At 70.9% G+C, this 12,582-nt stretch carries 11 protein-coding genes and 3 tRNA genes; 9 read left to right on the top strand and 5 right to left on the bottom strand.

Annotated elements, in window-relative coordinates; translation table 11 throughout:
• The first annotated feature begins 5 nt into the window (after window positions 1-5).
• From OG780_RS28265 to OG780_RS28235, 7 genes are all read left to right on the top strand, one after another.
• Complete coding sequence (locus OG780_RS28265; protein ID WP_328452792.1) at window positions 6-1,682, top strand: GAF domain-containing protein; 1,677 nt, start codon at window positions 6-8, stop codon at window positions 1,680-1,682.
• Between the two features lie 132 nt (window positions 1,683-1,814).
• Window positions 1,815-2,564, top strand: coding sequence for an SDR family NAD(P)-dependent oxidoreductase (locus OG780_RS28260; protein ID WP_328452790.1), 750 nt, complete (start codon window positions 1,815-1,817; stop codon window positions 2,562-2,564).
• 530 nt (window positions 2,565-3,094) lie between these two features.
• Entirely contained in the window at window positions 3,095-3,331 is a 237-nt protein-coding gene (locus OG780_RS28255; protein ID WP_328452788.1) for a hypothetical protein, read from the top strand.
• Between the two features lie 315 nt (window positions 3,332-3,646).
• Window positions 3,647-4,987 (top strand): GH25 family lysozyme, encoded by a 1,341-nt coding sequence (locus tag OG780_RS28250; RefSeq protein WP_328452785.1) that lies wholly within the window; start codon window positions 3,647-3,649, stop codon window positions 4,985-4,987.
• Window positions 4,988-5,007: 20 nt separating this feature from the next.
• Window positions 5,008-5,415, top strand: coding sequence for a hypothetical protein (locus OG780_RS28245; protein WP_328452783.1), 408 nt, complete (start codon window positions 5,008-5,010; stop codon window positions 5,413-5,415).
• Window positions 5,416-5,448: 33 nt separating this feature from the next.
• Entirely contained in the window at window positions 5,449-5,862 is a 414-nt protein-coding gene (locus tag OG780_RS28240; RefSeq protein ID WP_328452781.1) for a hypothetical protein, read from the top strand.
• A 44-nt stretch (window positions 5,863-5,906) separates the two neighbouring features.
• A complete protein-coding gene (locus OG780_RS28235) occupies window positions 5,907-6,686 on the top strand; it encodes a D-Ala-D-Ala carboxypeptidase family metallohydrolase (RefSeq protein WP_328452779.1) in 780 nt (259 codons plus the stop codon).
• Window positions 6,687-6,850: 164 nt separating this feature from the next.
• On the opposite strand, the gene OG780_RS28230 is transcribed toward OG780_RS28235, so the two are convergent.
• From OG780_RS28230 to OG780_RS28210, 5 genes are all read right to left on the bottom strand, one after another.
• Window positions 6,851-7,966, bottom strand: coding sequence for a helix-turn-helix domain-containing protein (locus OG780_RS28230; RefSeq protein WP_328452777.1), 1,116 nt, complete (start codon window positions 7,964-7,966; stop codon window positions 6,851-6,853).
• Window positions 7,967-8,280: 314 nt separating this feature from the next.
• Window positions 8,281-10,044 (bottom strand): NlpC/P60 family protein, encoded by a 1,764-nt coding sequence (locus OG780_RS28225; protein WP_328452775.1) that lies wholly within the window; start codon window positions 10,042-10,044, stop codon window positions 8,281-8,283.
• A gap of 266 nt (window positions 10,045-10,310) precedes the next feature.
• Window positions 10,311-10,387, bottom strand: a tRNA-Ile gene (locus tag OG780_RS28220).
• Between the two features lie 165 nt (window positions 10,388-10,552).
• Window positions 10,553-10,625: transfer RNA gene (locus OG780_RS28215), tRNA-Asn, on the bottom strand.
• 5 nt (window positions 10,626-10,630) lie between these two features.
• Window positions 10,631-10,703, bottom strand: a tRNA-Asn gene (locus OG780_RS28210).
• Between the two features lie 144 nt (window positions 10,704-10,847).
• On the opposite strand from OG780_RS28210, the gene OG780_RS28205 reads away from it, so the two are divergent.
• Together OG780_RS28205 and OG780_RS28200 are read left to right on the top strand one after the other, a co-directional pair.
• Window positions 10,848-11,153, top strand: a complete 306-nt coding sequence (locus OG780_RS28205) for a YtxH domain-containing protein (RefSeq protein WP_326787975.1) — start codon at window positions 10,848-10,850, stop codon at window positions 11,151-11,153.
• A gap of 330 nt (window positions 11,154-11,483) precedes the next feature.
• On the top strand, window positions 11,484-12,440 hold the full coding sequence (locus OG780_RS28200; protein WP_328444966.1) for an IS481 family transposase: 957 nt from the start codon (window positions 11,484-11,486) through the stop codon (window positions 12,438-12,440).
• The last annotated feature ends 142 nt before the right edge of the window (window positions 12,441-12,582 follow it).

Genomic DNA, 12,582 nt, shown 5'->3' with positions numbered 1-12,582 from the left:
CTCGCATGACCGACCCCGCGCCCGGTCTCACGCCCCTTCTGGAGGCGGTCCTCAGCGTCGGCACCGAGCTCGAACTGCGCGCGACCCTCCAGCGGATCGTGGACGCCGCCGCCGAGCTGACCGGGGCCCGGTACGCGGCGCTGGGGATGCGGGACCCGGGGCGGGACGGGCTGGTACGGATCCGCACGGCGAGACCGCACGTCCCGGAGACGGGCCCTCGGCCGGAGGCGCCCGAGGAACCCGAGGAACCGGAAGCCCCCGGCTCTTCCGCGCCCCCCGGCACACCCGGGTACCCCGGGCCCCCCGGCTCTTCCGGGCTCCCCGGCACTCCCGGACACCCCGTCACTTCCGGGCACCCCGGCTCCCCCGGACACCCCGGCTCCCCCGAGCCCGACATCTGCCTGGACGTTCCCATCCGGGTCGACGACGAGGTGTTCGGCAACCTCTACCTGGCGGACAAGTCCACCGGGCCGGTGACCCTTGAGGACGAACAGCTGGTGCGCCTGCTCGCCACGCAGGCCGGCATCGCGATCGCCAACGCCCGGCTGTACGAGACGGCCCGGCAACGGGAGCGCTGGATCGAGGGTGCCGCCGCCGTCACCACCACCCTGCTCAGCGGCGGGACCGGAGCCGACGCGCTGACGACGGTCGCCGAACGCGCCCGGATTCTCGCGGGAGCCTCGGCGGGGATCATCCTCAAGCCCACGGACGAGGGCGGCATGGAGATCGTGGTCGCCTCCACCCCCGGGGACCCCGCCGGCATCGTGGGTACGACCATCGCGCCCGGCAGCCCCGTCCTCGAACAACTCCTGGGCGGGGAGCCGGTGTTCATCGAGGACTCGGCGACCGACCCGCGGATGACGACCCCTGTACGGTCCCGGTTCGGGCCGAGCATGATGCTGCCCCTGCAGACCGAGGGCCGGCTCATCGGCACGCTGGCCCTGCCGCGCGGGCGGGGTGACCGCCCGTACACGGAGGTCGAACGCCTGCTGGCCACCCAGTTCGCCTCACAGGCCGCGCTCGCCCTGGTCCTGGCCGACGCCCGGCACGGCCGTGAACTCCTCGCGGTGTACCAGGACCGGGACCGCATCGCCCGTGACCTGCACGATCTGGTCGTGCAGCGCCTCTTCGCGACCGGCATGATGCTGGAGTCGACCCAGCGAAGGAACGCCGCGCACGGAAACGGCGATGACGGTGAGGCCGAGGAGGTGTCCGCGACCCTCGGCCGTGCGGTCGACGAACTCGAGGCCACGGTCCAGGAGGTACGCACCGCGATCTTCGCGCTGCAGCAGCCGCCGGCCGACGCCCCCACCACGTTGCGCGGCAAGGTCCTGCGCGAGACGGCCGGCGCGGCGGCGGTCCTCGGGGTCCAGCCGTCCACCCGGTTCGCGGGCCCGGTGGAGAACCGGATCACCGAGCCGGTGGCCGGCCGGCTCCTCGCCGCACTGCGGCGCGCCCTGGCCGCCGCCTCGCGACGCCCCGGGGTGTCGCGGATCGAGGTCGTCGTCGACGTGACGGTGACCCTGCCGGACGGCCGTCCCGGCGTCCGCCTGACGGTCCACGACGACGGCGCCCCGGACACCGCCTCCGAGGCTTCGGACACCTCGGTCCAAAGCGCGCCGGGCGGCGGAGACGACACGGGCGGCCCCGGCACGAACGTCGTCTGGCAGTCACCGGTGTAGCGGTCCTCCGCAGGCCAACCGGGTGAGCGGCCGGACCACTTGACGTTGCCTCAGACCCTCCGTAGCCTCCCGATCGGTATCTGTACATGACCGAGATTCACATCCAGGAATAACGGGACGGGGTGGGCGGACATGGGTGGACGGCATGTGGTGGTCTCCGGCGGGGGTACGGGGATCGGGCTGGCGACGGCGGAGGCGTTCGCCGCGGACGGGGACCGGGTGGTGCTTCTGGGCCGCCGCGAGAACGTTCTGCGCAAGGCCGCCGACGCGCTGAACGAGCGGTTCGGGCCCGCGTCCGCGTCCTGGCACGCGGTGGATCTGGCGGACCCCGAGCAGGTCGGCGCGGCCCGGGACTCCATCGTCGCGGACGGCACTCCGGTGGACGTCCTGGTCGCCAACGCGGGCGGAAACGTCGCCGTGGCGCACGACGGCAGCCTCGCCTCCGTCGCCGACAGCTACCGGCGCAACTTCGACGCCAACGTGCTGACCGCCGTCCTGCTCACCGAGGCACTGCTCCCCCATGTGCGCCGTCCCGGGGGCCGCATCGTGCAGCTCTCCTCGATCGCCTCGCTGCGCGGCCCCGGCTCGTACGGCGGCTCGAAGGGCTGGATCAACACGTACACCTACGATCTCGCCCAGCGCGTGAGCTCCGAGGGCATCACCGTGAACGCGGTGGCCCCCGGCTTCGTCGGCGACACCGAGTTCTTCGGGGACCGCGCCACCCCGGAGTTCGTCGCCGCCCGCGTGGCCCAGTCCCTCACCGGACAGCCCGGCCACCCCGCGCAGATCGCGGCCGCGATCCGGTACGTAGCGTCGCCGGAGGCGGCGTACATGACGGGTCAGCTGCTGCACATCAACGGCGGTGCGGCACTGGGCCGTTAGAGCCCGTCGCTGTCGGACGGAGGAGCCGGCCGGCCCGACGCGGACGGGCGGCGGGCCGGTTCCGCGGTGGAGGGCGGACCTCGATCCCGGCCCGGTCGTACAACCGTCCGGCGCCGGGAGGCGTCTGCTGTTCGGGAATCAGCGTTCCCCTGTCGTTCGTCCGTATCCGCCCGGCGGGCCGTGCCCTCCGCACGTACGGGTGAGTCGGTGCGGGTGGGTCAGGGCGCGTGGGTCAGTACGGCAGGAGACGTCCCGACGGGGTCCTGCGGTCGATCGGCGTCTCGCGCGGAGCGGCGGGCCGACGGTTGACGCGAATCCGGATCTGACGGTTCATGACCCCTCCTCATGACTGATGAGACCGGCGTCCTCGTCGACGCGCATAGACGCATGGTGCCCACGGATGCACCCCTCCTACCCTCCGAGCAGGATGTTCTGTCATCCACTGGATCGGCACGCCCCATCCCGACCTGTCCGGCGCGACCGGCGTTTTCGGTTGTTCACGGCCGTTTGTCCGTGTTCACCTGGGGCGCATGAACAGCAGACACAGCGCGCGCTTCACGCAGTGGTGGGAAGCACTGGATCCCGCCGCACGGAAGGCCCTCCTCGATCTCCACCTGGTCGAGGGCGACAGACTGCCCGAGCAGTTCGTGCGGGGCCTCACGGCCCACGGCATTCATCCCGTCCAGCACGAGGAGCCGGAAGCCGGGCACCTCGTGCCCGGGGAGCTGGTGGAGTTCCTCGCCGAGAAACGGTCCGCGAACACCTGACCGTCCGCCCCGCGGACAAAGACACCGACAGGCCGACAGCGCGCGAAGACGCCGTCCGGCGGTCCCCGAGGACCACGATGCCCCCTCTCCCCGGTGGGGCCGCCGGACGGCGCCGGTCCGCATGCCCGCGCCCGGACCGAGTTCCGTAGCCGCCGTGTCCCATGCCCGTCCCAGAGGTGACGCGTTCCCGCAGGTCACATGCGTGGGACTGTCCCGACGTCCCGATCCCGATCAAGAGGATCCCCCGCGGGAACAGGCGCTGCCAGCATGGCGGCGGCCGGGGATTCCCGGCTCTGATCAGAGGGGGAACACCAGATGGGAACAAGGACGCTACTGCGGGGCCTGACCCTCGCCGTGGCAGCGGTCCTGCCCCTGTGCGGGCCCGCGGCGGTGCAGGCGGCGCCGGCCGCCGCCGTCGCGGTCTGCGGGCACACGAGCGAACAGCCCACGCTGAAGCAGGGATCCACGGGGGACGCGACGGTCGAGGCGCAGTGCGAACTCGACCTGGCGACGAAGCCGAGCCGGTACACGCCGATCGCGGCGGACGGCTCGTTCGGATCGGGGACGGAGACGCGGGTCAAGGAGTTCCAGCGGTGCGCCGGGCTGAGCGCGGACGGCGTGCTCGGCCCGCAGACCTGGGCGGCGCTGAACTCCTGGGCCGCACAGCCGCACACCTGCGCGACCCAGGGCACGGCGGGCACGGCGCAGGCGACCGTGTGCGGCCACACCGACGCGCGCCCGACCCTCAAGAAGGGCGCGAAGAGCGATGAGGTCAAGGAGGTCCAGTGCCGGCTGAACCTCGCCATGGAGCCGTTCCACTATCCGCCGCTGACCATCGACGGCGACTTCGGGGGCGGCACCGAGGACCGGGTCATCGAGCTCCAGCACTGCGCCAACCTCAGCGCCGACGGGGCCGTGGGCCCGAACACCTGGGCCAAGCTGGTGGACTGGTCCAGCCGTAACGCGTACTGCACGCCGCCCCACCCCGCCGGTCACCCGATCGACGGTCTGGACACGGCCAAGTACCAGCACCCCGGCGGGGCACCGATCGACTGGAAGGCCGTACGGGCCTCGGGTGCCGAGTTCGCGACGGTCAAGGCCACGCGGGGCACGAACGTCACGGACGAGTACCTCGCCACCGACCTGGAGGGGGCCAGGACGGCGGGGCTGGCCGTGGCGCCGTACCACTTCTACACGGGCACGGCGGCCGACACGGGTGCCGCGCAGGCCGACCGGTTCATCGCCGCCGTGCGGGCGACCGGCTACACGGGGAAGCGGGCGGGCGACCTTCCGCCGATCTTCGACCTGGAGCGCATGGACGACGGCAGCGGGCGCTGCCCCACCTACGGCACGGTGGCCGACGCCAAGGCCTGGCTCGACCGGGTGGAGAGCGCCTTCGGCCGGGTCCCGATGATCTACACCCAGAAGTCCTCCCTGGACGACTGCATGGGGTCGACCACGGCCTTCGCCCGGTATTCCCTGCAACTCGCGGACTACCGCCAGTCGATCACCCAGCCGCCGGTGCCGAACGGCTCGACGACCTGGGCGATGTGGCAGTACACCGACGCCGCGCTCTTCCCGGGCCTGCGGGCGCCGGCGACCGGGGACGTGTTCAACGGCACCCAGGCCGATCTGGACCGGCTGGCCAACCGGTGATCCCGGCCGCCACCGTCGCCGTGCCGAGGAGCGCCCCCCTGACCGCCCGGTTCGCCCGTGCGTCCCTCGTCGCGCTGCTCGTCGCCCTGGGCTTCACCGTTCCGGCGTCCGCCTCGGCCGCCCCCGCCACCGCCGCCACGAGCTGTTACGGCGGAGCGGTCACGGTGCACTACGGGGAGGTGCGCGACTTCGGCCCGTACGTGACCACGAGCCGCTGCACGGACATCAACATGCGGATGACCGGCGGCGACGCCGAGTTCGGCTGGGCCTGCGTGCAGTTCGCGAGGGCCGGCGCCTGCAACTACTGGACCAAGATCGGCCGGAGCTGGACGACCATCGCCACCGACGTCCTGAACGGAACCAGGTTCACCGTGCCCAACGGCGTCGACCTGGAAGGCAGTTCCGCCACCTTCCAGATCGCCTTCTGACCCCCTCACCCACCTCACCGAACGGAGACCACCATGATCAAGACCAGGGCGCTCGCCTCGGCTCTCATTACCGTGGCCGCATTGCTGGGAGCGGGTGCCGCGCCCGCCGCCGCACAGTCCTCGGCCGCGGCGACCAGCTGCTACGGCGGCGCGAAGAACCTGAACTATCGCTACCAGGCGGGACCCAAGGAGTTCGGCCCCTTCACCACGTCCTCGCGGTGCGGTGACATCAACATGCGGCTCACCACGGACGACGGAGGGTTCCTGTACGCCTGTGTGGTGTTCGTCGACCACACCGACAAGTGCAACCACGACAGCAAGTACTCCCTCCACGGCACCCCGTGGGCGACCGTCGCCACCGAGGTCAAGGACGGCACCCGCTTCGTCCTGCGCGTCGGCCCCTATGACACCGACGCGCAGAACGTGGACTTCCAGCTCGCCTACTGACCTCTTTCCGCTCCTTCTCGCACCACCGTTCCGAAAGGACGACGATGACCTTCCTCTTCCGTTCCGCCGGCGGCCGCTCCGCCGGCAGCCGCCCGCTCGACCGCCGCAGCATGCTGCGCGGCACGCTGGCTGTCGGCGCCGGCCTGGCGTTCGGCCCGCTGCTGCTCTCCGGTACCGCGCAGGCCTACTCGTGGTCGCGCACCATGAAGCAGGGCGACAGCGGCGCCGACGTGCTGGAGCTGCAGATCCGGGTCTCGGGCTGGGCGGCCAACAGCGCGAGCCAGACCCGGGTCGGCCTGGACGGCGACTTCGGTCCCGGCACGGCCGCGGCCGTCAAGCGGTTCCAGGCGGCGTACGGTCTCGACGACGACGGGATCGCCGGTCCCAACACCCACGCCAAGCTCAACGCGCTGGAGCAGTCGGACGGCTCCACGGCCCACTTCAACTGGAGCGAGTTCTACGACCAGGCGAGCGGCAACTTCAACGGCGGCAAGGTGAGCGCGGCGCAGGTGAAGGAGAACGCCCGACGCTGCATGTACAAGCTGGAGGCGCTGCGCAAGAAGCTCGGCGACAAGCCGATCACGGTCAACTCCGGCTTCCGCAGCATCGAGCACAACGCCGACATCGGCGGGGCCAGCGACAGCATGCACCTGTACGGCACCGCGGCCGACCTCGACGTTCCCGGCGTGGCCACCAAGACCGTCTACCAGAAGGCGGAGACCTGCGGGTTCTCCGGCCTGGAGCGGTACACCGTCGACCACCAGCACGTCGACAGCCGGGCCGACCTCGGCCGCGACTGGTGGTGGGAGAGCGGTACGGTCTGACGCTCCCGGTGACCCCGAGCCGGGGGTCCCGGTGACCGGGAGCACGGAGGTCCCGGTGACCTGGAGTTCCGAGGTCCCGGTGATCCGGAACGCGGAGGTCCCGGGTATCGCGGGGCAGTACCCGGGACCTCCGTGCTCCACCTCTCCGGAGCGGCCTTCCGGCTTCAGCTCTTCACTGTGTCCTTGGAGCCCTTCGAGTCCTTCGCGTTCTCCGTGCTCTTCGCGTCCTTCAGGGCCGCCTCGCAGGAGGGCCAGTCGTGGAAGTCGTGCCGGGCGCTCCACAGCCGGTGGGCCGCCCGGATGTTCCACTCCGGGTCGAACGCCCGCAGCGGTGTGCCGCCGAGCTCCCGCAGGCGGACGTCGGAGATCTGGAACACGCCCCAGTTGCGGCTGCCGTTGGTGTTGGGCAGCACCCACAGCGGGTCGAGGAACGAGGCGCAGCGGGCGATGGCCACGGCGGTGCCGGGGTCCTCGGAGAACACCTCCCGGATCCGCTTCGCCACTTTGTCCGGCGACCAGGTCGCCATGCTCACCTTCTGCGCGTAGAGCGCCTTCTTCGTCTCCTCGTCGACGACGCTGCTGGCCGGCATGCCCGCCAGCACCTGGAACGCGGTGAGCGTGCGCAGGGTCTCGGGCCCGAAGTCACCGTCGACGGCGAGCCTGCCCTTGGCCCGCATCAGCAGGGTCTGGACCTCGCGCACGCACTCGTCGTGCTGTCCCATGCTCACCGACTTGCACGCGGAGGAGTACAGCAGCCCGTCCTCGGCCGACGGCGGGGCGTCGGCGGGCATCCACACGAAACCGGCCACCAGACCCATCACGGCCACGACCGCGCCGGCCAGTACCGCGAAGCGGGAGGACAGCTTCTCGGGCACCCGGGGCCGTCGCGGCTTCCCGGTCCCGGCGGGGGCGGTCACCGGCGGGGCGGCGGCGGGGCCGGGGGCCGTCCGCGCGGTCACGACAGGACCCTCCGGCGTCGGTTCCGGTTCCGGGCCGCCCTCGGTGGTCACGGCGGTCACGGCCGGTGCGTTCCGGTCGGTGTCCGCCAGCGCCCACAGCCGGTGGAGTTCGCGGAGCTCCTCCGGACTGGCTCCGCACACCTTGCCGAAGGAGTGCACGACCCGGTAGTCCGTCGGGACGCCGAGGCCGGAGCAGTAGCGATGCAGACTGGAGCCGCTGACGCCCGCTTCCTTCCCGAGGCGGTCATAGCCCCGGCCACTGCGGTCCTTCAGCATCCGAAGGCAGGCGGCGAACTTTTCGGTTTGCGAAGGGGCAGCCACGCATCCACCCTTGCTCAAGCCTCTACTGACGGGTAGAAGCTACACCGCGGAATCTGTGCGCGCTCTTTGAGTACCGGAATGCGATCGTCAACTGCCCTCCAAAAGAAGATATTTGAAAAGGAGTCAAGGGACAGACCCGTCACTGCGGTCCCTGCGTGGCCCTGCCGCTCCTCGAGAGACCTGCCCGATACGGGATCCCGAACGGTGCTCCGTCTCGGCGGCACCCTCGAACCACGGCGCGGCGGATTCCCTTTCCGGCACACAGAGGCTGCGCCCCGGACGGTGTGCCCCCGCGCCGCTCGCGGACGGCGGGTTCAGATACGGCGCACGGTATGCAGCCTCGTCGCGTACGTCCCCGTGCCGTCGAGCAGTGACGCCCCGCCCAGGTCGGACATGGTGGGCCCGTTGACCGTCTTGCGGCTGGAGAAGAAACGCCGCTTGCCGGCCGCGTCCTTGCCGAGGTAGATGCCGACGTGGTCGACGGTCACGGTGCCGGTGGCCGCGTCGTCGTCGCCCGAGTCCGCGTTGAACAGCACCAGATCGCCGGGCTGGAGCAGGGTCGCTGCGGGCGGGGCGGTGCCGTCGGTGCGGTCGACGAGCACCCCGGGCGCGTGGTCGGCGATGTCCCGCGACTTACGCGGAATCCGGTCGCCGGACGTGTCCGCGCCGGCGGCCAGGGGCACACCCATGTGATAGCCGTAGACCATCCGCGTGTAGCCCGAGCAGTCGAGGTTGCCGACCTGCTTGCTGGACGGCCCGGTGTAGGTCCCGTCGGGGAAGGTCCAGCCGACGTTCATGTACTCGTGGAAGTCGGCGCCCTCGTAGCGGTAGCCCTGCGGGTCGAGGTAGCCGTACCCGGCCTCGCCCAGCACCTGCTTGCCCTGGGCAGGCCCGGCCCCGGCCGTGACCGCCGGCGCGCCGCCGAGGAACATCGCGGCATGGGCCAGGACGTCGGGAGCGCAGGAACCGGCCCAGCCGCGGATCATCTGTTCCAGCTGTGTCGTCCAGGTTCCGTCGAACGGCTCCGGCAGCACCCGCACCCAGTCTCCGTGGGTGACGGTCGGCGGCGTCTGCCAGTTCGCGGCGTCCACCTCGTAACGGCTGACCAAAAGCTTGACCGGCAGGTTCGTACAGCCGGTGCTGGCCAGGGCACGCAGGCCCACCCGCCCCTTGGAAAAAGTGGCGTCGCTGACGTCGACGGCCCACGCGGCCGGCTCGGCCGAAGCCGAACGCCACGCCCTGACCTGGATCCGGTTGCCCTCCCGGCGGACCCGGATCGTCCAGTCGGTCCCCGCGGGCACGCCCGTGGCGAGGGTGAGAGCGGTCGCCAACTGTGTCACCGTGTCGTCGACCTCCTTCTCGACGCGCAGCTCGACCGTGCCCGAGGTCAGGAAGGACAGCCGGGCCCGGTAGTTGTTGTGGGTGTTCTGATAGCCGAACGTCAGACCGACGGAACAGGCCTGGCCGGTGGGCACCTTGTCGAACCGGACCGTGCAGCGGGCGTCGACATCGGTGATCTCGTCGTCGCGCAGGGTGGCGTGCCGGCTGTAGTTCTCGGTGGTGAGACTGACGACACCGCTGCCCGGTACGACGGAGTAGTCGGTGTCCGCCGGCCCGAGCGTCGACCAACTGCCGCCGCCGGGAGACGTACCCCAGTACTTCCGGTCCTCCGTGCCGAGCGACAGATCGGGCAGGGTGCGCTGGAAGTCGTCCACGAAGGACCGCTTGTTCTCCGCGAACGTGCGCTGCGGCCCCGGCACCACGACAGTCCGCGCGCCGCGGGTCAGCAGCGCGACGCGTCGGCCGCCGGAGGTGACCTCCGTGCGCGCCGGGGTTCCCGCCAGCACGGTCGCGGTGAGCGGGGCGCCGAGTGTCACCGAGGTGAAGTAGGAGGCGTCCAACGGCGGCAGGGTCACCGAGGAACGGGCCGAGGAGAGGCCGGCCGTCCCCGCGAACGGATCCACGGGGACGGTCTCTCCGGCGGCACTGGCCGGAGCCGACGCCGCTCCGGCGAGCGGCACGGAGGCGGCGGAGGCCGCGAGAACGGCGAGAAGTCTTCTTCGAGAGGTGTGAGACATGAGGATCATGATCCCCGCCGGGTCGAACACATGAACAGTGGCCCTCTGGCCGAGTCCGGATCCCGAGACACCCGTGCCCAAAGGAGGCGGGCGGGACCAGGCCCCGGCCGGACGCCGATCCGGCCGGGGCCTCTCTGCGTCTTGGTCGTCTGCCGTTCGGGCCGACAGTGGGCCAACTGGCAATCTCCAGAGACGAAGAAACCCCCTCCGTCGAGAGGGGGCTGACAGGCCACCGCTGATCCCATCGATGCTGCCCGTGTAGCTCGTGGTGGGGCGGGTGGGACTCGAACCCACGGCCGACGGATTATGAGTCCGCTGCTCTAACCGGCTGAGCTACCGCCCCGTTACGGCGCGCCGCGCACATTTGTGCGCGCCGTCTGCCGCAGCATAGCCGCTCATACGATCTCCTGCTCCAGCTGGTCGGCTTCGCGCGACCATGATGCCTTCGGCATGCCCTGGGCGGTTCCTGCGGACATGAAAGAGGACCCCGAAGGGTCCTCTTTCGTTGCTCTCCCGACTGGACTCGAACCAGTAACCTGCCGGTTAACAGCCGGCTGCTCTGCCAATTGAGCTACAGGAGATCGAGCTCCCCCGACTGGACTCGAACCAGTAACCTGCCGGTTAACAGCCGGCTGCTCTGCCAATTGAGCTACAGGGGATCGATCTTTGCATCGAACGCACCCACCTGGGTATTCGCCAGGGGGCGTGCGCTTGCTGCGACACATACATTAGCGCAAGCAGGGGGGTGCTCCGCCAATCGGTTCCCTCCGCACCGATGCCGACGCAAGGGAAGGGTGGTCGTCATGCGCTACCGGCTCACGTTCGTCGCCGGACTGGCCCTGGGTTACGTGCTCGGCACGCGGGCCGGGCGCGAGCGCTACGAACAGCTGAAGAAGTCCATGCGCCAGGTCGCGCAGAACCCCGCGGTGCGCAACACCGCCGAGACCGCGGCCCACCAGAGCCGCGAGATCGCGGGCAAGGCGCTGCACACCGTGAGCGAGAAGGTGGGCGACCGCGTCCCCGACTCGGTCACGGACCGGGTGCGTTCCCTGCGCGAGCGGAACGCGGCCGGCACCGGCGAGGACGACTGGGGCACCAGCAACACCTAGGGCGTGTCCGCAAAGTCGCGTCGTCCGCCCGAAGGACGAGCCCGGTGGCATCTGGTGCGTGCTCTCGGCGTGTCGGGCGCAGACCCCCGTACTGGACGTACTTGGGTCTTCGCCCGGTGCGGCGAGTGGGGGTCCCCCCCTTGCTCGAAGAGCTTGGGGGAGCGTGCCGGACGCCGCCGGGCAGGCGCGACTTCGCGGACACGCCCTAGGACCTGCGGACACGCCCTAGGTGTATTGATCACGAGCGTTGTTGACACTGGCGGGTCTTGAACATGGCGAAGACCTCCGATGTGGTGGAGCTGTCTAGGACTGCACCGCACGGAGGTCTTCGTGTCCCACCGTAATGCCCGGCTGACCGTTCATGGCAGGCGGCTGCTGGTCGAACGTGTCTGCGCGGGCCGCCCGGTCGCTCATGTGGCGGCCGAGATGGGCGTCTCCCGAGCCACGGCCCACAAGTGGGTCCGCCGCTGGCGGGACGAGGGCGAACCGGGCCTCGCCGACCGCTCCAGCCGGCCCCGGACGACACCGCATCGCACACCTGCGGCCCTGGAGGCCCGGGTCTGCCAACTGCGGCAGGCCCGCAAACTCGGTCCCGCACGGCTCGGCCCGATCCTGGGCCTGCCCGCCTCGACCATCCACCGGATCCTGACCCGCCACGGCCTGAACCGCCTGGCCCACCTGGACCGGCCCACCGGCCAGGTCATCCGCCGCTACGAACGCGACCGGCCCGGCGAACTGATCCACATCGACGTCAAGAAGCTCGGTCGGATCCCCGACGGCGGCGGCCACAAAGTCCTCGGACGCCAGGCCGGCCGCGCCACCCGCAGCAGCATGGGCTTCGACTACGTCCACTCCGCCGTCGACGACCACAGTCGCCTCGCCTACAGCGAGATCCACCCGGACGAGAAGGTCGCCACCTGCGCGGGCTTCCTCACCCGCGCGGCTGCGTTCTTCCACACGCACGGCATCACCCGCATCGAACGCGTGCTCACCGACAACGCCTGGGCCTACCGCAAGGGCCTGGCCTGGAAACAGGCCCTCGCCGAGATCGGCGCGACCGGAAAGCTGACGCGCGCCTACCGGCCGCAGACCAACGGCAAGGTCGAACGCTTCAACCGCACCCTGCTCGACGAATGGGCCTACCTGCGGCCCTACACCAGCAACGACGAACGCACGGCCGCCCTGGACGACTTCCTCCACGGCTACAACTACCATCGCTGCCACACCGCCCTCGGAGGCCAGCCACCCATCAGCCGTGTGAACAACGCTGCGGGTCAATACACCTAGGACCTGTCGTCCGGATCACGGGGCGGGACGCGGGGAAGCCGGCGAGGCACCGCGCCCCGGCCCCGCCCGATCCGGACGACAGACCCCGGGGAGGCCGGTGCCGCCCGTCCTTGGGACGGCCCGGCGGCACCGGCTCCCGCCG

Source organism: Streptomyces sp. NBC_00386 (assembly GCF_036063235.1).
Classification (GTDB): Bacteria; Actinomycetota; Actinomycetes; order Streptomycetales; family Streptomycetaceae; genus Streptomyces.
This window is presented reverse-complemented; position numbering and strand designations above follow the sequence as displayed.